The organism is Ideonella sp. WA131b (genome assembly GCA_023657425.1).
Taxonomy (GTDB): domain Bacteria; phylum Pseudomonadota; class Gammaproteobacteria; order Burkholderiales; family Burkholderiaceae_C; genus Rubrivivax.
This window is the reverse complement of sequence record JAGTJW010000003.1, coordinates 552,882-575,712: the sequence shown is the minus strand read 5'-3', so window position 1 is coordinate 575,712 and position 22,831 is coordinate 552,882. Positions and strand designations below refer to the sequence as shown.

Sequence of the window (22,831 nt, the reverse complement as noted above, 5' to 3'; positions counted from 1 at the left end):
TACACGGCTCGGGCCGCCGAAGTCGCGAAGCCGGAGCGGATGGCTCCTCGGCTCGACGGAGAGATCGATGACGATCGTGCCGCCGACCGAGACGCTGCCGAAGTGCTCGGGGAGGCAGTGCGCGAGACCGAGCCACTGGGCGCGTTCGACGCGCGGGCGATCCGGGAGCTGTACAAGGCCGCGCCTACCGACCCCAAGGGGCTGAGGCGCACGATCCGCCGCAGCGAGCTACGTCAGATCGTTCCCCTGGCGGACTCGACGATTTACGAGCTGGAGCGCCGCGGCGACTTTCCCCAACGGTTCTTCCTCACCGCGCGCTGCGTGGTGTGGGACTTGGGCGAAGTGCTGGCCTGGATCCAGAGCCGGCGGCAGGCCGGGAGCAATGGGTCGAAGAAGGCGCCGATGCCGGACTACCGGCAAAGGGGGCGACGGCCGATACAGGTGAAGAGCTAGGCCGACAGACGAATCTCGCGGAAGGCCTCACCAAGCTGAAGCGCCGCACTTCGCCGGTCGCCCATGTCGACCAGCATGTCGAGGATCCGCAGGCACTTCTGAGCCAGAGCCAGCGTCATCGGCGCGTCACGATGTGCGAAGTGCTGCACCAGCTCCGCGATGCGCGCCGGAATAATCGTTCCATGCCAACCCTTTAGGTTGTCGGGTCCGTCCCCGAGAATTGCGAGCACTTGGTCCGCGAAAGTTTCGGCCGGGCAGCTGGCCCTAGCGCGCTCACAGAGCGTCAAGAACGGGTCCATCACGGAAGCAGCCCATCCGCCGGCGCGAACGAAACGATCAATCAGGGGCAGAATGCGGCCGATTTCGGACCAGTCGCCGTTGACGTAGCGAGCGGCCAAATCCGCACGTTCGACTGCGACGAACATCAACGTGCGAACAAGCTCAGGCTGATCGAAGCCCGAGAACTCTCCGCTACGGTAGGCGTCGCGCTTAAAGGCCGAGTCCCGGAGGAGTCGCCCGAGACAGAATTCAAGCGTCGCGACCGCGTCGGTAGGAACGACGGGCGCATCGTATATGTAGGCGCAGACGTAGGTGCGCGCGAACGGAGAGAGGAGTGCCCAGCAATTGTCGCCCTCGAGTCCCACAATCGGATCGAGGAAGCGCGCCTGAAAGTCGCTCAGCGGGAGAAGCCCGGCCACCCGGCCGAGACTCGACCCTAGGGCGTGGGTCCATTCAAAGATGCTGGTCGCGGAACGATCTCGCCGCCCCGCCTTCACCCAAGGCGGCGCGTTTTTCTGATTAGTCCAGTCGAGCACACCGTTGAGGAAGTTGAGGAGAACACTTCTCGCGCTACTACTCAGGACCTCATCGAAGGGCATGCGTTTGAGGATCTCTGCTGCCTGCTTTGAGTGCCAGAAGACATCGGGTTCACCCCACACCTCGGCCGAGTTCGCCGCATCATTCGCGTCGTACTCTCCATAGCCTTGACGCCCACGCAGGTCATTCGCAGGTTCGACCTTCACCCAAGCTGGAGGCGGCAACGCAAGGAAGGCCCATCCGCTGCCGTTCTCGTAGAAATCGAGCGCCGCGTCGACCGCCGTTCGCACTTCACTTGGCGAGTGCAGCGCTTCACCGTGTTGACGGAGCTGATCGCGCGGCCGCGGTGGAACATGGCAGAGCGCGAGTGCCAAAGTCAGTGCTGCCCAAGTCAGCTTGGGGTCGTTTGTCCAAAGCTTGCAAGCCTCTTCTAGCGCAGCCAACGAAACTACTTCAAGTGGGTGCGCAACCAGCCCGAGCAAATCGCGCGCCGCACCGCGCGCGGCCGCTCCTTCGCGGAGATCCGCTGCGAGGCCTCGCGCCACGTATATCGCCTGATGCCACGGAATCACGGAACCAGGCGACCACATCAGATCGGGCTTCTCAGGCAGACGGATCGCACGCCCTAGGACTTCACGAGCCCACTCAAAATCTTCTTGGGTGCGCCCTTCTCGGAAGTTGAGCACGACAGCTGCAGTAGCGGCGACCGCACCTCGACGCATGCCCCGCTGCTCTTCTTCGTTCTCGTCGCTCGCGCGCTCGAACAAGTCACTTGCATCCGACTCCTTGGCCACCCCGAGGGCACCCTCGACCGTGTAGATGCCGTGCAATGCTCTCTCTTCGAGAGACTTGGACGCCCACGTCCAAAGGCTCATCTCCCTGAGCCGCATTGATGCCTCTTCTGCTCTAGCGACGTTCTCCGGCTTAGCGGCAGAAGGACTGACATGAACAATCGCAACCTGGTTCGAATCCTCCCGTGTGCGGTAGGCCTCATAGTTTTTCGTGTCTGCCAGCTCGGCATACTCAAGCGCCTGAGCTGTGAGGTGCTCCCGAGCCCTCGGATTGTCGCGGTGCTCTTCGTACTGGTAGGGCAGATCGTTCTGGAAATTGAGAATCGCTTCGCGGGCTCGGTCGCGGATTGGCCCCGTCGCAAAGATGAACCTGGGCACCATCCAACTAAGCTGCGTCTTGCGGACCGGCCGCGCGTTTGCTGCTTGGATCGCCTCAATGTGGGGCTTATCGGCGCGGAGAGTGAAACCGATCAGGCTTGTCGTTGACGATAGGTTTTGCGCCATACGGGTGTGGTCCGCCGCCAGCAGGCGTTGCGAGGTGGCGAGCGGCAGGGTCGCCTCGGAAACCGTCTCGGTATGGAGGGCGAGCATCGACGCAATGCCCAGGATCGCGATGCACTCGTTACCGTAGACGACTTGCTGGATCAGCTCGTCAACGGGTCGGCCACGCCCAAGCTCGGCGAAGCACCACTCCTCCAACGCCATAAACCCGCAACCGATAGCCTTCGGCGCCCACGTCGACCGAAACCAAAGGTACTCGCGGTCGGTGCCCCAGAACCTTTGGCTGCCCCAAGGAAACGTCAGTTCGAGCGGTATGGGGGTGCCGCCACGCTCCCGTGAGTGACGATGCAGCTGTCGCCACGCGGTCATCGCGTGGTTGCAGAGTTCCCGAAGGAGTCGCAGTCCCTCGTCGGGCGATGATTGGAAGAGCGAGTGAAAGGGCTCTCGAAGCGGCGAAGGAGGCCAGAAGCTTCGGTGGTCGTCGTGAATCGATAGCCTTTCCCAGTCGTGGTAACTGAAGTCGCCAATGGATCTCAGATGGAACCCGCCCGAGAGTGCCATTTGCTCTTGCCGCGTACGCTCTGCTTCCGGCTTGGCCAGAATGGCCCTTCGCCACTCGGCTGCGTTGCGAAGCTCCTGCTCTTCTCGGGCGACTTGATCGTTCGGAAGCTCCTCGCGTAGGAACGCCAGCGAGAGCTCGACGACTGACTTGGGAAGCGATTGAGCAAGGACGGGAGAGAAAGCGGTGATGTCAATGAAAACATCGTCACGGATGCGTTCGAATTTGGTGACCCGCTGCAAATAGTCGGACGCGAAGATCGGCTCGACTCTCGATGCTCTGAGGATGAGCCGGCCCAGAGACTTTCTGAAAGCACCCAGGTCTGGCACCGTCGCCCAGTACCCAACGGTCCCGTCGGGGCCGTCGGCGGTGCTGATCGCGTCGATGCCGGTAAGCCAGGCTGCGCATTGCTCCAGAAGAGCGCGAGACGTTGGGTTGCGAAAGTCCGCTAGCGCGTTCTGCCAGACCTCGAAGATAGCGATGATCTCCGGATAGAGCCTCGCCGGAATGTCCGAGATGCGTCGCAGAATGAAGTCGATAAGCCGACGCCACGCGGCGAAGTCGGAAGGCCAACCGAGAAGAACAGCGAAGCGTTCGCGTTGCTCCTGTGGAAACGCACCAGCGAGGATGTTCGGATTTGGGGACGTCTTCTCAGCCTGAAACCAGACGAGTGCCTTCCTGAAAAGCCGAAAGTCGTCGGCAAAGACGGCCCTTGCGAACTGGTTCTCATCAGCTTCGAACCTCGCGGTTCCGAGAGGGCCAACCAGCCACGCTCGCAGCCACTGCGACCTCAGGTCCGAACCTTCAGTTTGGGCGAGATACGCAGACCAGTCCTTTCCCTGCGCGTACTCCCATTGGGAGACAAGTTCTACGACGCGCGCGACCGCCGGCGGCTCGCCGCTGGCCTTGATCTCTGCCATCCATTGGGCCCCGCGCTCGGCCAGGACATGGAAGAAGGCCCATTCGAAGAAAATATCATGAGCGAAGCGGACGGAGATCCCTTCGCGAGCATTCTGGAGAATGCCATCCGATCGTAGGTCATCGATGTGTGCGACCGAAGCGAGCTGGCTAATGCCAATCGGCTGGCTAAGCTGGCGCGCACGAACACGTGCCAAGTCAAGCAATGCGCGCTGGCGTTCAATCGCGCTTTGGCCAGTCTCGTTGTAGCCGCCCCGACGCCACCAGTTCTCGATCAGATCCACCTCGGACTGGGGAGCGAATGTCGGGACGCTGGGATCAGCCACGTAACTCTGGTTCAGCACCTTCGCAAAAAAGGGGCGTCGGACGATTTCTTGCACCCTTGCTGATCCAAACAGAAGCGGCCTCAGGTGCGGTTTGGCTTTTGCGAGCGTCTCGGCCTCGTCGTCGCTCAACTGATCAACGCCAAGCGTCTCGACCTTCAAGGCATCAAGGTAGTTGCCCAGCCAATTGCGAAGCACTTCAATGCCAGTGTCGCGAAGTGAGACGACAACGCGCCAGTTATCAAGCAGGGGCGACTCCACTATGGCGTGGATCACGTCGAGGATGATGGGCTGGTGTTCTTTCTCGACGCGATCGATCGCATCGATGAAAAGTATGGGGCTGCCGGCTGCCCCGACCTCCACGAGAAGCTGCTCCAGGGGAGCACCCGAGAGACCCTGAGAGGTCGCGTAGCTGATCCAGCTTGTGCCCTCGAGCTGCTCGGCCTTGAGGAAGAGGATCGGACCGAGTTCTATCGCGCGCTCTACTGCGCGCCTCACCACAACTGATTTCCCGCTTCCTGGCAGACCGCGGACCTGGACGACACGCGCCCTGGCGAGCTTGGCGTCTATGCTCTCAAGGAGTGAGGTTCGGTCGAGCTTCGTTCCGCCAACATCGTCCGGAATGAGATGCGCGTAGCTCCTTGCGAGCGCCGTCAACTTGTCGAGGTCGAGGCGACAAGAGGTCGCGCCGCGAAGGCGTGCGACGGATGAGATAGAGCGCACAAGCCGCGCTCGATCAAAGTGGCCTGATTTGCCGGCCGACGCGCGGGCTAGCTGAACCACCCGCGACCAGACGAGGGGCGCTTTGGCCGCGTCATCGGGTGCGAGGCAATCTCGGATGCGGTTAATGGCGTCAGGGGGATCGGTGGCACCTTCGCGAAGGAAGTCGAATTGGATGAGCACGAAGTGAGCAAGAAACAGATGCACTTCGTCACTCGTGCACGGTGCCCCTTTCGCCTCTTCCAGCAGGGCGGCGACATCGTTCTTGACAGTTTTGATGTCTTCGCTCGCGCTACCGCCCTGTGCAAAGCGAGCGTCGAAATGGGCAGCCGTCAGGCTTTCACGGGCCCAATCGCAAAGGGTCTTAAGCGTCCGCGCTTTGGAAGGGGCGACCGTGCCAACTGCTGCCCCGTAGCGGTCTGATTTGATGCGGAAGTTAGGCTTCCCGAGCGTGGCCCAACTGTCGCGGATGATGTCGCAAAAGTCGGTGTTCGTTTTCGCCTTGCTGATCGTGAGCGAACGCTTGACCTGGAGGCTCAGGCGAGCGGGGTTCTTTGCCGCGTCTTCAAAGTCGACGATCACATCATCGAGCGGTTCGCCGAAGTCCCGCTGCTGGACCGACACGCCGACAACGATTCGATCATCGATGCCGGGTGCGTATGCCTCGGCGAGCAGTGCGGCGAGATAGAAAGCAGCCGCGTCGCCCTCAAAAGTGAAACCCTCGCCGCCGGCGAGTTCAGGTGATTGCGGCATCGCTCGCTTCAAGAATTAGTTGAGCAGCCCTCATCCTGGGAACCGACTGGCCGCATGTGCCCGATTCTGTGCCTAGACTGGGGCTCCGCAAGTGAGCCGCGTTCAGTCTGGAGACGCCGTGGCAGCGCCCGATCGCAGGAGTTGCGTTGCAACCGCTCATATCGGCGCCGCCGTAGTCACCACCTTCATGGTCGGCGGCAGCAAGGTCGGCGTATGCGACTTCCCCGCCACCCAGGCATCGATCATGTCCGCCCACTCCTGCAGCATGTGACGCCGCTGCTCTGCGTATTCCGCCTTGTTGTAGACGCCACGCGATGAGCGCCCGTCTTCGTGCGCCAGGCACTTCTCGATCCAGTCGCTGTTGAAGCCCAACTCGTTCAGGATGGTCGAGCCGGTGCGGCGCAGGTCGTGCACGGTGAAGGGTTCCAGCGGGAGCTTCGCTTCCTTGGCTCGCTCCGCGACGGTCTGGGTGACCCGGTTCAAGGTAGCCTTCGACATGCAGCGATCGGCGTCGTAGCGCGAGGGCAGCAGGAACTTCGAGCCGCTCGCACAGGTGCGCAGCGCCACCATGATGTCGAGCGCCTGCTGCGACAGGTAGACGTTGTGGGGCTTGCCGGCCTTCATGCGGCTCTTCGGAATCGTCCAGACGGCGTTTTCGAAGTCGACCTCGTCCCAGGTGGCCTCGATCAGCTCGCTCTTGCGCACGAGCGTCAGCAGGATCAGGCGCAGCGCCAGGCGGATGGTCGGCAGGGTCGCGGTGGCGTCCAGCACCCGGTGCATGACGCGGATCTCGGACGGCGACAGCGCGCGGTCCTTGGCCACGAAGGTGGCGATCGATGAGGGGCCGACTTCGTCCGCGGGATTCGGCGCCTTGTCGCCATGCAGCGCCGCGAAACCGAACACCTGCTTGACGATGTCGCGCACGTGCACGGCGGTCGCCGGTGCGCCGCGCGCCTTGACCTTGGCGCAAAGGTTGCGCAGGTCTTCCGGCCCGATCTCGGCCATCACCCGATTGCCGAACACCGGCATGATGTCCCGGTCGATGATGCTCTTGCGCATCGACTTGGTGCTGTCGGCCATCCTGGCTTCTTCGAGCCAGCGCTTGGTGAACTCGTCGAAGGTCTTGGCCTCGGACATCCGGCGCTTCTCGCGCTGCTTTTCCTGGCTGGGGGATTGGCCTTCGGCGATCGCCTTGCGCGCTTCCATGCAGCGCTCGCGCGCCATGAGCAGCGAGATCCCGTCCTTGGACCCATAGCGGCCGATCGTGAGCGTCTCCCGCCGGCCGTTGAGCCGGTAGTCGAGACGAAAAGTGATCGTGCCTCTCGGGGAGACGGTCACGTACATCCCGTCCCGGTCGGCGATCTTGTAGGTGGTGGCTTGGGGCTTGATGCCCCTGAGCGTGCCATCGGACAGCATCGGCAGTCCCTCCTCTCGGAGAAATTTTACCGTCACGAAGACTTGGCCGCTATAACTTCGCTAAGTTGTTGATCTATATAAAGTTTCAGACTATTTTTTTACCGTCAACAGCCTTTTAGCGCTGACGGTAAAAATTTTGGAGGATGTTCGCGCCAGATTTTTACCGTCAGATTTACCGTCAAACTGGAAGGCATCCCCCCGATAGATCTCGATAGATCTCGACAGACTTTTTCTATACGGGACAAGCACTTAGCATCTATTTGCGATAGATATCGATAGACGCTGAAAGACGCCGAATCATTCCCACTCGATGGTCGCCGGGGGCTTGCTGCTGACGTCGTAGACCACCCGGTTGATGCCACGCACCTCGTTGATGATGCGGCTCGACACCTTCTTGAGCAGCGCGTACGGCAGCTCGGCCCAGTCGGCGGTCATGAAGTCGCTGGTCTGCACGGCGCGCAGCGCCACCACGTGCTCGTAGGTGCGGCCATCGCCCATGACGCCCACACTCTTGACGGGCAGGAAGACGGCAAAGGCCTGGCTGGTGAGCTCGTACCAGCTCTTGCCGGTGGCCGGGTCGATGGTGGCGCGCAACTCGTCGATGAAGATGGCGTCGGCGCGCTGCAGCAGCGCAGCGTGCTCGGGCCTGACCTCGCCCAGGATGCGCACGCCCAGCCCGGGGCCCGGGAACGGGTGGCGGTAGACCATCTCGGGCGGCAGCCCCAGGGCCACGCCGAGCTCGCGCACCTCGTCCTTGAACAGGTCGCGCAGCGGCTCCAGCAGCTTCAGACCCAGCGTCTCGGGCAGCCCGCCCACATTGTGGTGGCTCTTGATGGAGGTGGCCTTCTTGGTCTTGGCGCCGCCGCTTTCGATGACATCCGGGTAGATCGTCCCTTGGGCCAGCCACTTCGCGTTCTGCAACTTCTTCGCCTCGGCCTGGAAGACCTCGACGAACTCACGGCCGATGATCTTGCGCTTGGCCTCGGGGTCGGTCACGCCCTTGAGGTGGCCGAGGAACTGGGCGCTGGCGTCGACGTGCACCACCTTGGCATGCAGCCGGCCGACGAACATGTCCATCACCCCCTGCGCCTCATTGAGGCGCAGAAGGCCGTGGTCAACGAACACGCAGGTGAGCTGCTCGCCGATGGCACGGTGGATCAGCGCCGCGGCCACGCTGCTGTCGACGCCGCCGCTCAGGCCCAGGATCACCTCTTCAGCGCCCACCTGCGCGCGGATGGCCTGCACGGCCTCCTCGATGTGGTCGCGCATCACCCAGTCGGGCCGGGCGCCGCAGATGCCGAGCACGAAGCGCTCGAGCAAGGCGCGGCCCTGAACCGTGTGTGTCACCTCGGGGTGGAACTGCACGCCGTAGTAGCCGCGGGCCTCGTCGGCCATGCCGGCGATGGGGCAGCTGGGCGTGCTGGCCATCAGTGCAAAGCCGGGCGGCAGCGCCGTGACCTTGTCGCCGTGGCTCATCCACACCTTGAGCATGCCGTGGCCCTCAGCGGTGGCGAAGTCCTGGATGCCGTCGAGCAGCTTCGTGTGACCCCGCGCACGAAGCTCGGCGTAGCCGAACTCGCGGTGGTCGCTCCACTCGACCGTGCCGCCCAATTGCGCGGCCATGGTCTGCATGCCATAGCAGATGCCAAGCACGGGGACACCGCTGTCCCACACGGCCTGCGGGGCGCGCAGCTCTTCGGCCTCATAGGTGCTGGCGTGGCTGCCGGAGAGCACGATGCCCCGCGCGCCGAAACCGCGCACGAACGCGTCGGAAACATCGCTCGGGTGGATCTCGCAATAGACATGCGCTTCGCGAATGCGCCGCGCAATGAGCTGCGTGACCTGCGAGCCGAAGTCGAGGATGAGGATCTTGTCGTGGTTCATGGTGGCTACACCGCGGGCGGTGGGTTTGCGGCTGGGAGCGCGTGGCGGCCGCGGAAGTGCCACCAGGCCAGGGCCAGCGCCACGGCCTGCAGCGCGGCGCACACAAACAGCGGCGCGCCGATGCGCCAGTCGCCCTGGGGCAGGTGCGAGACCACGGCCAGCAGCGGCGGCCCGATCAGCGGCGCGATCACCGCCATCAAACTCGACAGCGAGCTGACGGCGCCCATCGTGCGGCCCTGCTCGTCGACACCGGCGGCGCCGGAGATCACGCTCTGCAACGACGCCGCGACAACGCCGCCCAACAGGTTGGCGAAGATCACGGCGTAGACCATCCAGCCCTCGGTGGCCAGGCCCCACAGCGCGAAGGCCAACGTCGACGAGGCCATGCCCATCAGCGCCAGCCGCTGCGGCGTGAAGCGCTTGAGCAGCCGCGACAGCAGCACCCCCTGCACGAAAGCCGACACGATGCCCACCGCGAACAGTGACCAGCCGTTCTGCGCCGGCCCCCAGCCAAACTTGAAGGTGTTGTAGAGCACCCACGTGGTGTACAGGATGAACTGCGCCAGGAAGCCCGCACACAGCACCACCACCAGCAGGCCCACGCCCTTGATCTGCGCCAGCGCCTTCAGCGCAGTGATGGGGTTGGCGCGCTTCCAGTCCAGCGGCGCACGGCGCTTGGCGGGCAGCGACTCCGGCAGCACGAAGTACCCGTACACCAGATTGGCCAGCGCCAGCACGCCGGCCACCACGAACGGCAGGCGAAGGTCGATCGCCCCCAGGATGCCACCCAGCGCAGGGCCCAGGATGAAGCCCAGCCCGAACATCGCGCCCAGCAGCCCGAAGCGGCGCGCGCGCTCCTCCGGCGGGGTGATGTCGGCCACGTAGGCGTTGGCCACCGCGGCGTTGGCCTGCATGCCGCCGCCGACGACGCGCGAGGCCACCAGCATCCACAGCGTGGTGGCCGCGGCCGTCCAGAAGAAGTTGACGGCCAGACCGCAAAAGCCCAGCAGCAGCACGGGCCGGCGGCCGTAGCGGTCGGACAGCGCGCCCAGCAGCGGCGCGCCGATGAAGCTGGCCAGCGCGAACGAGAAGGTCACCAGGCTGTAGGCCGCGGCCTGTTCGTCGGGGCCGCTGGTGAACTGGCCCACCCAGGCCGGCAGCACCGGCACGATCAGGCCCACCGCCATCATGTCCAACAACACCACCAGCATGATGAAGCGCATGGCGGCTGGTTGCCGCGCCCCCTGCGCGCTGCTCGCGACCGCCGCGGGCTCATTCCGCACGGTAGTTCGGCGCTTCCTTGGTGATCTGCACGTCGTGCACGTGGCTCTCGCGGATGCCGGCGGTGGTGATCTCCACGAACTCGGCCTTGGCATGCAGCTCGGGAATGCTGGCGCAGCCGCAGTAGCCCAGCGCGGCGCGAACGCCGCCGGCCAGCTGGTGCACGATGGCCACGAGGCTGCCCTTGTAGGGCACGCGGCCCTCGATGCCCTCGGGCACGAGCTTGTCGGCGTTGGGGTTGACGGTCTCGTCGCTCTCCTGGAAGTAGCGGTCGGCCGAGCCCGCCTTCATGGCGCCGATCGAGCCCATGCCACGGTAGCTCTTGTAGCTGCGGCCCTGGTAAAGGATGACCTCGCCAGGGGCCTCCTCGGTGCCGGCAAACATGCCCCCCATCATCACCGTGCCGGCACCGGCGGCCAGCGCCTTGGCGATGTCGCCGCTGTAGCGGATGCCACCATCGGCGATCAGGGGGACGCCGCTGCCGCGCAGCGCCGTGGCCACGTTGTCGATGGCCATGATCTGCGGCACGCCCACGCCGGCCACGATGCGCGTGGTGCAGATGCTGCCCGGGCCGATGCCGACCTTCACGGCGTCGGCGCCGGCTTCCACCAGCGCCCGCGCCGCGGTTCCTGTGGCGATGTTGCCGCCGATGACGTCGACCTGCGGGAACTGGCGCTTGACCCAGCGCACGCGCTCGATCACGCCCTGGCTGTGGCCGTGCGCAGTGTCGACCACCAGCGCGTCGACCCCGGCCCTCACGAGCAGCTCGACGCGCTCCTCGGTGCCCTCGCCCACGCCCACGGCGGCGCCGACACGCAGCTTGCCCATGGCGTCGCGTGCGGCGTTGGGGAAGTCGGTCTGCTTGGTGATGTCCTTCACCGTCATCAGGCCGCGCAACTCGAAGTCGTCGGACAGCACCAGCACGCGCTCCAGGCGGTGCTTGTGCATGAGCGCCTTGCCCTCGTCGAGGCTGGCGCCCTCCTTCACCCACACCAGGCGCTCGCCGGGTGTCATCACCTCGCGCACCGGCGCGTCCAGGCGGGTCTCGAAGCGCAGGTCGCGGTTGGTGACGATGCCCACCACCCGCTTGCCCTCGAGCACCGGGAAGCCCGAGAAGCCGTGCTGGCGCGACAGCGCGACTACCTCGCGCACCGGCGTGTCGGGCGTCACGGTGATGGGGTCGCGCAGCAGACCGCTCTCGTAGCGCTTGACGCGCGCCACCTCGGCCGCCTGCTGCCGCGGCGTGAGGTTCTTGTGCACGATGCCGATGCCGCCTTCTTGCGCAATGGCGATTGCCAGGCGAGCCTCGGTCACAGTGTCCATCGCTGCCGAGACCAGCGGCAGATTCAGCGCGATGTTGCGGGAAAGCTGGGTCGCGAGGCGGGTGTCGCGCGGCAGCACCTGGGAGTAGGCCGGCACCAACAACACATCGTCGAAGGTGAGCGCTTTGCCGAGTAGGCGCATGGGCAGATGGGCTCCGGACGCAAAACGGGATTATAGGAATCCCGCCCGGCGCGACGCTCAGCGGCGCCGCGCCCCGGTGCGTTCAGCCTGGCTTCGATAGCGCAGGCGTCGGGCCTCTTTCGGGTCCACCTGCAAAGGGCGCAGCAGCTCGACACGATCGAGGTCGCGCAGCACCGTCGCCGGCTCGACGACCCGGCCCCACACCGCAGTCACGAGGCCATCCGGGCCCTGCCGCCCGTGCCTGGCCAGCAGCGCGCTGGCCTGCACCGCCTCGGCCACGGTGCTGCCGGCGGGCAGCCGCAGCGTCACCGGGTGCACCGTCCGCGGCGCTGGCGCGTAGACCACCTCGACGCGCAGCATCCCCGGCTCAGCGGCTGCCATAGACGTCTTCTGCCCGACGGACGAACGAGTCGACGAAGGTGTTGGCGATGCGGTCGAACACGGGGCTCACGACCGCTTCGAGTGCCCGGCTCGCGAAGGCGTAGCGGAGCTCAAACTCCACCTTGCAGGCTTGCTGCCCGCTGCCCGCGCGGCCCAGCGGACGGAACAGCCACTCACCCTCGAGCCGCGAGAACGGCCCGTCGACGAGCTGCACCGCCACGCGCTCGGGGGCGCGCTGCACATTGCGGGTCGTGAAGGCGTGGCGCACGCCCATGTAGTGCAAACCCAGCCGGGCGGTGACGCCATCGTCGTGGCACTGCAGCAGCTCGGCGCGGTCGCACCAGGGCAGGAACTCGGGGTAGCGCTGCACGTCAGTCACCAGCGCGTACATCTCGGCCGGCGAGTACCACAGCAGCACGGACTTGCTGACATGCTTCATGGAGAATCGGCGGATTGTAGAGACGGGGTAGCGCCCCCACCTGCCCGCCCATGAGCGCCATCGCCGAGAACCGCCGAGCCCGCCACGAGTACGCCATCGACGAGCAGTTCGAGGCGGGCATGGTGTTGTCCGGCTGGGAGATCAAGGCCATCCGTGCCGGCCAGGTGCAACTCACCGACGGCTACGTGCACATCCGTGACGGCGAGCTGTTCCTCATCGGCTGCCGCATCAACGCGCTGCGCAGCGCCAGCACGCACGTGCTGCCCGAGCCCGACCGCACGAAGAAGCTGCTGATGCACAAGCAGGAGATCCGGCGGCTGATCGGCAAGGTCGAGCAGAAGGGCTACACGCTGGTACCGCTGAACCTGCACTACAAGGGCGGCCGCGTGAAGGCCCAGATCGCGCTGGCCAAAGGCAAGGCGCAGCACGACAAGCGCGAGGACGAGAAGAAGCGCGACTGGGAGCGCGAGAAGGGCCGGCTGATGCGCCACAAGGTGTCGTCGCCCGGCCGCGCCGGCTGAAGCGCGCTCGGGGCGGCGGCTCAGCCCGGCAGCAGCGCGAGCGCCTGCGCGAGGTCGGCCTGCAGGTCGTCGGCCGACTCCAGCCCCACCGAGAAGCGCACAAGCTCCGTGCCGGCGTCTGCGCCGGCAGCGGCGCCGCGCAGTTGCGTCAGGTCGTAGGGCACGACGAGGCTCACGGGCCCGGCCCAGCTGTAGCCCAGCTTGAACAGGCGCAGGGCATCGCAGAAGGCGTGCACGCGCGCAGTCTCGATGTCGCGACGGAAGCGCACGGAGAACAGACCCGCCGCCCCCTGGCAGTGGCGGGCCCAGTGTGCGTGGCCGGGTGCGCCGGGCAGGGCCGGGTGCAGCACCCGGGCCACCGCCGGCTGCGTGGCCAGCCAGGCGGCCAGGCGGCGGGCCACGGCATCCTGCGCGGCATAGCGCAGCGCCAGCGAGGGCAGACCGCGCAGCACCGCCTCGGCGTCGTTGGCGCCGACGCCCAGGCCCAGGCGCATGTGGGTGAGCTTGATGCGCTCGTGCAGGGCCGTGTCCTGCGTCGTCACCGATCCCATCAGCACGTCGCCGCCACCGCTGGGGTACTTCGTCAGCGCCTGCATCACGATGTCGATGCCATGCTCGAAGCCGCGAAGGGCGACGCCAGCGCCCCAGGTGTTGTCCAGTGCAGTGATGACGCCCCGTGCGCGCGCCGCGGCCACCAGGGCTGCAAGGTCGGGAAACTCCATCGTCACCGAGCCGGGTGCCTCCAGCCACACCAGCCTGGTGGCCGGGCCTGGCAGCGCCGCAAAGCCGGCGGCGTCGAGCGGGTCGTACAGCCGGTGCGTGACACCCCAGCGCGCCAGCTCGTGACGCGCAAACTCTTGGCTCGGGCCGTAGACGTTGTCGGGCAGCAGCACCTCGTCGCCCGGCGCCAGCAGCGCCTGCCCCACCAGCGCGATGGCTGCCAGGCCGCTGGGCACCAGCACCGTGTGGCGCCCGCCTTCCAGCCGCGCGATGCGCTCCTCGAGCAGAAAAGTCGTGGGCGTGCCATGCAGCCCGTAGGTGTAGCCGTCGCGGCGCCGCCAGTCGCGCGAGCGCAAAGCGGCCACGCTGGGGAAGATGACGGTGCTGGCCTTGAAGATGCCCGGCTGCGGCGCGCGGAAGCCCGCGGGCGGCTCGTAGCCGTCGTGCACCAGCGCGGTGGCCAGGTCGGTCACGCCGGCACCGCTACCAGGTCATGGCCCTCGGTGGCCACAATGCGTGCGCGGGTGAACGCGCCCACCTTCAGCGTCCGGCTGGCCTTCTCGGGCGGCAGCAGGCGTACCGTGCCGTCGATCTCGGGCGCATCGGCGTAGCTGCGGCCCACGCCGCCGCGCCGGCCCAGCGCCGGGGCATGGTCGACCAGCACCTGCATCGTGGCACCCACGCGCTGCTGAAGCCGCCGGGCCGACACTTCCTCGGCCACGGCCATGAAGCGGGCGCGGCGCTCCTCGCGCAGCTCGACCGGCGGCAGGCCGGGCAGCGCGTTGGCCGCCGCGCCCTTGACGGGCGAATACGCGAAGCAGCCGGCGCGGTCGATCTGCGCCTCGCGCAGGAACTCGAGCAGGTGCCCGAACTCGGCCTCGGTCTCGCCCGGAAAACCGGCGATGAAGGTCGAGCGCACCACGATTTGCGGGCACTGTGCGCGCCAGCGCGCCATCCGTTCGAGGTTGCGCTCGCCGCTGGCGGGCCGCTTCATGCGGCGCAGAACGTCAGGGTGAGCGTGCTGGAAAGGCACGTCGAGGTAGGGAAGGATGCGGCCATCGGCCATCAGCGGCAGCAGTTCATCGACATGCGGGTAGGGATACACGTAGTGCAGCCGGACCCAGGCACCGTAGGGCTCCGCCAGCCGGGCCAGTTGTTCGCACAGCTCGGTGAGCCGCATCTTCACCGGGCGGCCATCGAAGAAGCCGGTGCGGTACTGCAGGTCCACACCGTAAGCGCTGGTGTCCTGGCTGACGATGAGCAGCTCCTTGACGCCGCTGTCGAACAGTGCGCGGGCTTCGCCCAGGACATCGCCAACCGGCCGCGAGACGAGGTCGCCGCGCATGCTGGGGATGATGCAGAAGGTGCAGCGGTGGTTGCAGCCCTCGCTGATCTTGAGGTAGGCGTAGTGGCGCGGCGTGAGCTTGATGCCGGCGCCCTTGCCGGGGTCCGCCGGATCGCCGCGGAACTGCGCACGCACCTCGGGCACCAGGTCCACGAAGGGGTCGTGCGGCTTGGGCACGTGGTGGTGCACGGCGTCCATCACCTCCTGCGTGGCGTGCGGGCCGGTGACGGCCAGCACCTTGGGATGGATCTGCCGCACGAGGTTGCCGCCGTCGTCGGCCAGCTTGGCCCCCAGGCAGCCGGTGACGATGACACGGCCGTTGGCGGCCAGCGCCTCGCCGATGGTGTCCAGGCTCTCCTTGACGGCGTCGTCGATGAAGCCGCAGGTGTTGACGATCACCAGGTCAGCACCCTCGAAGCGCTTGCTCGTGCAGTAGCCCTCGGCACTGAGCTGCGTGAGGATGAGCTCGGAGTCGGTCAGGGCCTTCGGGCAGCCCAGCGAGACGAAGCCAATGGTGGGGGCGCGGGCGGCGTCAGCCGGCGCGGCGGCCTCGGTGGGGTCGGTCATGCGCGGATTGTGTCGCAGGCTGCAGGAGGGCCTGCCGCCGCCGATCAGCGCGAGGGCGGGAACATCCCCGGGAACAGGCCCCCGCCGCGCTGCATCTGCTCCAGCATCTTGCGTCCCTGCTCGGCATAACCTTCCATCAGCGCCTGAACCACCCCGGGCTGGCCGGCCAGCCACTGCTTCTGGATCTCGGCGAACTGGCCGAGGTTGTGCTCGAGCATCTGGCCCATCACGCCCTGCATCGAGTGGCCATAGAAGCGGATGATCTGCGCCAGTGTCGCGGCCGAGAACATGGGCACGCCGCCGCTCTCCTCCTCGAGGATGATCTGCAGCAGGATGCTGCGCGTGAGGTCCTCGCCACTCTTGGCGTCGCGGACCTCGAAGGCCTCGTGCGCGAGCACCATCTTCTTCACGTCGACGAGGGTGATGTAGCTGCTGGAGCGCGTGTCGTAGAGGCGGCGGTTAGGGTACTTCTTGAGCACCCGCATGCCCGCGGACTCGGACACGCCGTCGGCAGCGGGAGGCGGCGGCTCGCGGTGGCTGTGCATGCGGATCATGCTAGCAGCCCACTGCGCAGGCCTCAGGCGGGTTTGCCCCGTGGAGCCGGCACGCCGCCACGCCCGCTGGCCACAAAATGCGGGTTTTCGAAGCCCGGCTTGCCGTAGCGCAGCGGCGCGCCGTCGAGCGTGTGCACATCGCCACCGGCGGCACGCAGCACCGCTTGACCGGCGGCGGTATCCCACTCCATCGTTCGCCCCAGGCGGGGGTAGAGGTCGGCTTCGCCGCAGGCCAGCAGCCCGAACTTCAGCGACGAGCCGACCGGCCGGTGGCGCAGCGGCCGCCCCGCCAGACCCTGCGCCACCAGCCAGCCCTGCAACGCCGCCCCGTCTCCGTGCGAACGGCTGCTGGCCAGCATCAGCTCGCCCGCGGCGGGCACGGCGCGGCAGCCGATGGCGCGGCGCCCCTCGGCGTCGTCACACCAGGCGCCCTGCCCCACAAGCCCGGCATAACGCCGCCGCTGCACGGGCACCTGCACCACGCCCAGGACCGGCTCGCCGCGTTCCACGAGCGCGATGTTCACGGTGAACTCGCCGTTGCGCGACACGAACTCGCGCGTGCCATCCAGCGGATCGACGAGCCAGAAGCGGCCGGCGACCGCCGGCACCTCGCCGCGCGAGACGGCTTCTTCGGCCACCACAGGCACGCCGGGCGTCAGGAGGCGCAAACCGGCGACGAGGTGCGCCTCGGCCCGTTCGTCGGCCACCGTCACGGGGGATGCGTCGGCCTTGCCCAGCACGGCAAAGTCGGTCGCGTAGACCTCGAGGATCAGCGCCGCAGCCTCGTCGGCCAGCGCCTCGACGGCGGCCAGCAGCTGCAGCGTGGCCGTCATGAGTCCGCCACCCCCCTGTAGCCGGGCGTGGGCGCCATCGGCGGCTTGCCGCGGCCCCGCAGCTTGCGCACGAGCCAGTTCAGCATGCGCCAAACGAAGCGCAGGAATACCAGCGTCAGCAGAGCCTCGATGAAGGTCTGCACGAAGGCCACGAAGGGATTGAAGCGCTCGACGCGCCGTTGGAACTTGGCCACCAGGCGCTCACTGGCGATCTCGATGGAGTCGTAGAAGCTCGGGATCACGAGCAGCGTCAGGAAGGTACTCGTGATGACGCCGCCGATGATGGCCACCGCCATCGGCCGGTAGAACTCGCCGCCCTCGCCGATGCCCACCGCCACCGGCACCATGCCGGCGACCAGCGCAAAGGTGGTCATCAGGATGGGCCGCAGCCGCTTGCGACCGGCGGCCATGAGCGCGTCCTCGCGGCCCATGCCTTCCTTCTCGAGCACACGCGCGGCATCCAGCAGCAGGATCGCGTTCTTGGCCACCAGACCCATCAGCATGATGACGCCGATGAAGCTCATCAGGTTGAGGCCGCTGCCCACCATCAGCAAAGCCACCACCACGCCGATCAACGACAGCGGCAGCGACAGCATCACCGCCAGCGGCGCCGTGAAGCTGCCGAACTGCACCACCAGGATGAGGTACATCAGGCCCACGCCCATCGCCAGCGCCGTAGCCATGGCCCCGAACACCACCTGCTGGTCGCGCGAGGCGCCGGCCAGCTGCAGGCCGTACCCGGGCGGGAAGTTCATCTCCGAAGCGATGCGCCGCGCGTCGGCCGTCACCTCGCCGGGGCTCCGACCCTGGACGTTGGCCGCCACGGTGATGGTGCGCTGGCCGTCCTCTCGCTGGATCTGGCTCGGCGCCTTGCCCATCGTGACGGTGGCGAGCTGCTCCAACGGCACCATCATGTTGCTGCCCGTCACCGTGATGGGCAGCCGCTCGATGTTGGCGGCATCGACGCGGTCTTCCGGCGCCAGCCGCACGGCCACGTCGCGCGACTCCCCAGTGGGATCAACCCAGTCGCCGACCTCCACCCCCGCGAAAGCCACGCGCAGCGCCTGCGCGGCGTCGTTGACGCTGATGCCCAGGGTGTTGGCCAGGCTGCGGTCGAGCTCGATCTGCAGCTCGTTCTGCGGGTCCTGCTCCGACAGGCCGACATCCACCGCGCCCGGCACCTGGCGCAGGCGGTCCATGAACTCGGTCGTCAGCGCCAGCAGCTTGCGTGAGTCCTCCCCCGTGAAGCGGATCTGCACCGGCTTCTGCGCGCCCATGTTGAGGTCGTCGAGCACCACGTACTCGGCGCCCACCAGCCGCGCCATCAGCGTGCGCAGATCGGCGGCGATCTCGGGCGCGCCGCGCTTGCGCTCGGTGCTCTTGCCGATGTCGACGTAGATGCGGCCGCCACCCACGCGCACCTGGCTGTTGGTAGCCACGGTCTCGGGGATGGTGCGCGCCAGCGACGCTGCGGCCTCGACCTTGAGCCGCGCGTACTCCAGGCTGGTGCTGGCCGGCGTGCGCACGTCGATGGCGAGGGTGCCGGCGTCGGAGCTCGGCAGGAAACTGCTGCCGCCCCACTTGAGCTGCAGGCCAACCGCCACCACCAGGCTGAGGAGGGCAAAGGTTGCCATCCAGCGCCGGTGGTGCAGCGCCCAGGCGATCACGTGGCCGTAGCGGTCGGCCTGGTGGTCGAACCACTCGTTGAAGCGCTTCAGCCGCAGGCTGATGCCCTTCTTCGGCGCGTCGTGGTGGCCGGGCGGGTCGCCCCAGTAGGCCGAGAGCATGGGGTCGAGCGTGAAGCTGATGAACAGGCTCACCATGACCGAGGCGACCACGGTGATCGCGAACGGCGCGAACCACTGCCCCGAGATCCCGGGCATGAACGCCACCGGGATGAACACCGCGACGATCGAGAACGTGGTGGCGGCCACCGCCAGCCCGATCTCCCTGGTGCCGACGAGCGCGGCGGTGATGCGGTCGGCGCCCATCTCCATGTGGCGCACGATGTTCTCGCGCACCACGATGGCGTCGTCGATCAGCACGCCGATGGCCAGGCTCAGGCCCAGCAGGCTCATGAAGTTCAGCGAGAAGCCGCACAGCCACACGGCGACGAAGCTCGCCAGCACGCTGGTGGGCAGGCTCAACGCCGTGATCAGCGTGCTGCGCCAGGAGTTCAGGAACAGGTACACCACGAACACCGTCAGCCCGGCGCCGAACACCAGGGCGTGCGTCACGTTGTACAGGCTGCTCTCGGCGTTCTCGCCGCCGTCCTGCACAATCTCCAACGTCGTACCGGCGGGCAGCCCGCTGGCGACCTTCGCGGTCTCCTCGCGCACCGCGTCGGCCATGCTCACGGTGCTGGCCTCCCGCGTGCGCGACACCGAGATGTTGACGTTGGGATTGCCGTTGCGCAGCGAGCGCGAGGTGATCTCGGCGTAGCCGTCCTGCACCGTGGCCACGTCGGCCAGGCGCACGAGCTGCTCGCCGCTGCGCTTGACGACGATGCGGCCGAACTCGCCGGGGTTCTCGATGCGGCCGACGAGCCGGATGCTCTGGTCCTCGAGCGTGCCGCGGACCTTGCCCACTGGGGCGGTGGCGTTCTGCGCACGCAGCGCCGCCACGACCTCGGTGACCGACACCGAGTACTGGCGCAGCTTGTCGGCATGCAGCAGCACGCTGAGCTCGCGGCGCAGCGCGCCGTTGACGCTGACCACGGCCACCCCCGGAAGCGCGCGGAAGCGGTCGGCCAGCTGGTCCTCGGCCAGGCGCGAGATCTCGGCGTGATCGAGCACGCTGGAGCTCAGCGCCAGCTGCATCACCGGCTGCGCCGTGGGGTCCACGCGCTGCAGGATCGGCTCACGCATTTCGGTGGGCAGCTTGAAGCGCACGGCGGCGATGGCGTTGCGCACCTCGTCAGCGGCCTCGATGAGGTTCTTCTCGAAGTCGAACACCAGCACGAACTGCGCGCTGCCCTCGCGCGCCGTGCTCGACAGGCGGTCGACGCCCGAGATGCTCTGCATCGACTTCTCGATGCGGGCGACGACTTCGCGCTCCACCGTTTCGGGGCTGGCGCCGGGGTAGGTGATGTTGACCACCAGCACCGGCGGCTCGACGTCGGGCAGGTTGTTCACGCGCAGCTTGGACAGGGCCAGCAGCCCCAGGCCCATCAGCGCGATGATCAGCACGATCATCGCAATGGGCCGCTTGACGCTGAAGTCGGACAAGAACATCGGGTGTCTCCGGTGGACGGCGGACGGTTCAGCGCGATGCGGCCGAAGCAGCGACTGCCGCCGCCGCAGGCTTGGCGAACTCGAACTTCTGGCCGTCCACCAGCGAACCGGCAGGGCTGCGCAGCACGCGGTCACCGCTGGCCAGACCCGAGAGCACCGGAAACTCACCGCTGCGCGGGTCGCGCTCGCCCAGCTTGACCGCCACCTTCTGCACCTGGCCGTCGCCGACCTTCCAGACATGGGCGCTGTCACCGCTGCGGATGACGGTGCCCTCGGGCAGCATCAGCTGCTGCGCGCCGCCGGTCTCGATGCGGCCTTCGGCAAAGAGCCCGGCCACGCGTGGCGCCGCTGTGGCCTCATCGAAGCCCACCTGCACCGCCACCTGGCGTGTCGTGGCATTCGCCGCGCTGTCGATGCGCCGCACCTTGCCGGCGAACCAGCGGTCGCCGGATCCGTTGACGCGAAAGCTGACCGGCTGGCCGATCTTGAGCTCCTGCAGACGGTCGGCCGTGACCAGGCCCTCGAAGCGCAGGCTGCCGGGATCGATCACCTTCACGAGCTCGCGGCCCACCTGGACCGTATCGCCGGCCGAGATCTGGCGCGCACTCACCACGCCCGCGAAAGGCGCCCGCACCTCAGTGCGGCGGAGCTGCTGGCGCGCCGTGGCCACGCGGGCGCGCGCCGCAACAAGCTCGCTGTTGGCGTTGTTGCTGCGCACCTCGGCGTCTTCGAGCGCCTGCATCGAGCTCATGCCCTGGCCCTGCAGCGTACGCAGGCGCACCACCTGTCGCCCGGCCTGCTCGAACGCCTGGCTGGCGGCGCGCACGGACTCCTCGGCGGAGAGCAGGCTCTCGCGAATGGCGGTGTCGTCCAGGCGAACCAGCAGCTCACCCGCGAGAACCAGCTGGCCGTTGTCCTTGAGCACCTGCTGCACCGTGGCGCCGACCTCTGCACGAAGGTCGGCGCGCCGTTCGGGCTGCAAGGAGCCGCTGATCACGGGGCCTGTGGCGCGCAGAGTGGCGTCGACGGTGCGGACGTCTTCCGGAGCCAGCAGCAGCACGGGCGTTGCCTTGGGCGGCGCACCTTTGGCAGCGGACGAGCCAGGTTTGGCGGCAGCGCCGGCAGCCGGCGCTTCGGGTTTGCCGCAGCCTGAGAGCGCCAGCAGCAGCAGCAGCGCCGCCGCCAGGGCAACGGGCAGGCGTCGGGCGGTCTCTTCAGCCGGAGTCGGGGTCGTCGAACGGAGCATGTCGGGGCAGTGGCGGGCCGGCGTGTCCGCGGCCGCGTCCGGGGAGTTCTGGCGAAGTGCCTAGCCTAACCGCCCGACAAGCCCTTCGGCAGCGGGCTGCGACGAAACCAACAGGCGCGGGCGCCAGCAGTCCGGTGGGCGGGACCAACGCAGGCGCCCGCGCCGTGGCCGGTTTCAGACCAGAATCCGGCCACCATGCCGAAACTCACTCTCATCGTCAACGGCCAACAACGCACTCTCGACGTCCCGGCCGAGCAGACGCTGGTGCAGCTGCTGCGCCAGCAGCTGGCTCTCACCGGCACGCATGCGGGCTGCGACACCGCGCAGTGCGGAGCCTGCACCGTGCTGGTCGACGGCCTGGCCGTCAAGTCCTGCAACCTGCTGTCGCTGCAGTGCCAGGGCGCCGAGGTGCGCACCGTCGAATGCCTGGCGGGGCCCGACGGCGCGCTGAACCCGCTGCAACAGGCGTTCAGCCGCTGCCACGGCCTGCAGTGCGGCTACTGCACGCCGGGCATGCTGATGAGCGCCACCGCGCTGCTGGCCGAGAACCCGCGCCCCGACGAGGCCGACATCGTGCGCGCTCTGGAGGGCAACCTCTGCCGCTGCACGGGCTACGTCAACATCGTGGCCGCGGTGCGCGAGGCGGCGGTGGGGCCGGGCCCGGCCGCCGCCTGATCAACCACCGGCGGCGGCGAGCCGGAACCCGCTGACCGCCGCGGTCAGGCGCTGCGCCTGCTCGCGCATGCTGGTGGCGGCCGCGGCCGACTGCTCCACCAGCGCCGCGTTCTGCTGCGTCACGCCGTCGATCTCGGCCACGGCGCCATGGACCTGACGCAGACCCAAGGCCCGCTCCGATGCAGCAGGCGCGCCGCCTCGCCCGAGCGCTGCGCGAGGTTGCGCACTTCCGCGGCCACGACCGCGAAGCCGCGACCCTGCTCGTCGGCCCGGGCCGCCCCGACCGCGGCGTTCAGCGCCAGGATGTTGGTCTGGACGATGCGGTCGCTGGTGACGCCGTCGTGCAGGCGTGGCGCCAGTGTGTTGGGCAAGGGGCCGTGGGTCGGGGTCATCGGCCATCCAGGGTTTCGCTGTGGATCCCCCGGATCGGCAGTCTCG

Annotated in this window: 17 protein-coding genes and 1 pseudogene; 3 read left to right on the top strand and 15 right to left on the bottom strand. The window is 67.4% G+C overall.

Translation table 11 applies throughout. The features are described 5' to 3' along the window. The first annotated feature begins 39 nt into the window (after positions 1–39). Entirely contained in the window at positions 40–453 is a 414-nt protein-coding gene (locus KA711_17825) for an AlpA family phage regulatory protein (GenBank protein ID MCM0610825.1), read from the top strand. Here the strand turns inward: KA711_17825 and KA711_17820 are convergent. From KA711_17820 to KA711_17790, 7 genes are all read right to left on the bottom strand, one after another. Further along, a complete protein-coding gene (locus KA711_17820) occupies positions 450–2,765 on the bottom strand; it encodes a hypothetical protein (GenBank protein MCM0610824.1) in 2,316 nt (771 codons plus the stop codon). The genes KA711_17825 and KA711_17820 overlap by 4 nt on opposite strands. Positions 2,766–5,990: 3,225 nt before the next feature. Then, positions 5,991–7,250, bottom strand: coding sequence for a tyrosine-type recombinase/integrase (locus tag KA711_17815; protein MCM0610823.1), 1,260 nt, complete (start codon positions 7,248–7,250; stop codon positions 5,991–5,993). A 297-nt stretch (positions 7,251–7,547) separates the two neighbouring features. Next, positions 7,548–9,134 carry a glutamine-hydrolyzing GMP synthase gene (gene guaA / locus KA711_17810; protein ID MCM0610822.1) on the bottom strand — a complete coding sequence of 529 codons (1,587 nt, stop codon included), beginning with the start codon at positions 9,132–9,134 and terminating at the stop codon, positions 7,548–7,550. 5 nt (positions 9,135–9,139) lie between these two features. Beyond that, positions 9,140–10,357: an MFS transporter gene (locus KA711_17805; GenBank protein MCM0610821.1), complete on the bottom strand. Its 1,218-nt coding sequence runs from the start codon at positions 10,355–10,357 to the stop codon at positions 9,140–9,142. Positions 10,358–10,406: 49 nt separating this feature from the next. Continuing rightward, on the bottom strand, positions 10,407–11,879 hold the full coding sequence (gene guaB / locus KA711_17800) for an IMP dehydrogenase (protein MCM0610820.1): 1,473 nt from the start codon (positions 11,877–11,879) through the stop codon (positions 10,407–10,409). A gap of 57 nt (positions 11,880–11,936) precedes the next feature. After that, positions 11,937–12,236 (bottom strand): RnfH family protein, encoded by a 300-nt coding sequence (locus tag KA711_17795; protein MCM0610819.1) that lies wholly within the window; start codon positions 12,234–12,236, stop codon positions 11,937–11,939. 10 nt (positions 12,237–12,246) lie between these two features. Beyond that, positions 12,247–12,699: a type II toxin-antitoxin system RatA family toxin gene (locus KA711_17790; protein MCM0610818.1), complete on the bottom strand. Its 453-nt coding sequence runs from the start codon at positions 12,697–12,699 to the stop codon at positions 12,247–12,249. A gap of 50 nt (positions 12,700–12,749) precedes the next feature. Between KA711_17790 and smpB the strand changes: the two genes are divergently transcribed. Beyond that, positions 12,750–13,220 (top strand): SsrA-binding protein SmpB, encoded by a 471-nt coding sequence (gene smpB / locus KA711_17785; protein ID MCM0610817.1) that lies wholly within the window; start codon positions 12,750–12,752, stop codon positions 13,218–13,220. A 20-nt stretch (positions 13,221–13,240) separates the two neighbouring features. On the opposite strand, the gene KA711_17780 is transcribed toward smpB, so the two are convergent. The 6 genes from KA711_17780 to KA711_17755 all read right to left on the bottom strand — a co-directional run bounded on the left by KA711_17780 (position 13,241) and on the right by KA711_17755 (position 21,718). Further along, entirely contained in the window at positions 13,241–14,404 is a 1,164-nt protein-coding gene (locus tag KA711_17780; protein MCM0610816.1) for a PLP-dependent transferase, read from the bottom strand. Positions 14,405–14,409: 5 nt separating this feature from the next. Next, on the bottom strand, positions 14,410–15,852 hold the full coding sequence (gene rimO, locus KA711_17775) for a 30S ribosomal protein S12 methylthiotransferase RimO (protein MCM0610815.1): 1,443 nt from the start codon (positions 15,850–15,852) through the stop codon (positions 14,410–14,412). 44 nt (positions 15,853–15,896) lie between these two features. Further along, positions 15,897–16,337: a polyhydroxyalkanoate synthesis repressor PhaR gene (gene phaR / locus KA711_17770; GenBank protein ID MCM0610814.1), complete on the bottom strand. Its 441-nt coding sequence runs from the start codon at positions 16,335–16,337 to the stop codon at positions 15,897–15,899. Positions 16,338–16,429: 92 nt separating this feature from the next. After that, entirely contained in the window at positions 16,430–17,239 is an 810-nt protein-coding gene (cysQ, locus tag KA711_17765; protein ID MCM0610813.1) for a 3'(2'),5'-bisphosphate nucleotidase CysQ, read from the bottom strand. After that, positions 17,236–20,472 carry an efflux RND transporter permease subunit gene (locus KA711_17760; GenBank protein ID MCM0610812.1) on the bottom strand — a complete coding sequence of 1,079 codons (3,237 nt, stop codon included), beginning with the start codon at positions 20,470–20,472 and terminating at the stop codon, positions 17,236–17,238. Before KA711_17760 ends, cysQ begins: the two co-directional genes overlap by 4 nt. Before the next feature lie 28 nt (positions 20,473–20,500). Further along, positions 20,501–21,718: an efflux RND transporter periplasmic adaptor subunit gene (locus KA711_17755; GenBank protein ID MCM0610811.1), complete on the bottom strand. Its 1,218-nt coding sequence runs from the start codon at positions 21,716–21,718 to the stop codon at positions 20,501–20,503. 195 nt (positions 21,719–21,913) lie between these two features. On the opposite strand from KA711_17755, the gene KA711_17750 reads away from it, so the two are divergent. Further along, positions 21,914–22,393 carry a (2Fe-2S)-binding protein gene (locus KA711_17750; GenBank protein ID MCM0610810.1) on the top strand — a complete coding sequence of 160 codons (480 nt, stop codon included), beginning with the start codon at positions 21,914–21,916 and terminating at the stop codon, positions 22,391–22,393. Here KA711_17750 and KA711_17745 read toward each other — a convergent pair whose 3' ends face one another. After that, positions 22,394–22,534 (bottom strand): hypothetical protein, encoded by a 141-nt coding sequence (locus KA711_17745; protein MCM0610809.1) that lies wholly within the window; start codon positions 22,532–22,534, stop codon positions 22,394–22,396. Further along, positions 22,513–22,707 (bottom strand): annotated as a pseudogene (locus KA711_17740) (hypothetical protein). The gene KA711_17745 and the pseudogene KA711_17740 overlap by 22 nt, the downstream one beginning before the upstream one ends. Positions 22,708–22,831: the final 124 nt, after the last annotated feature.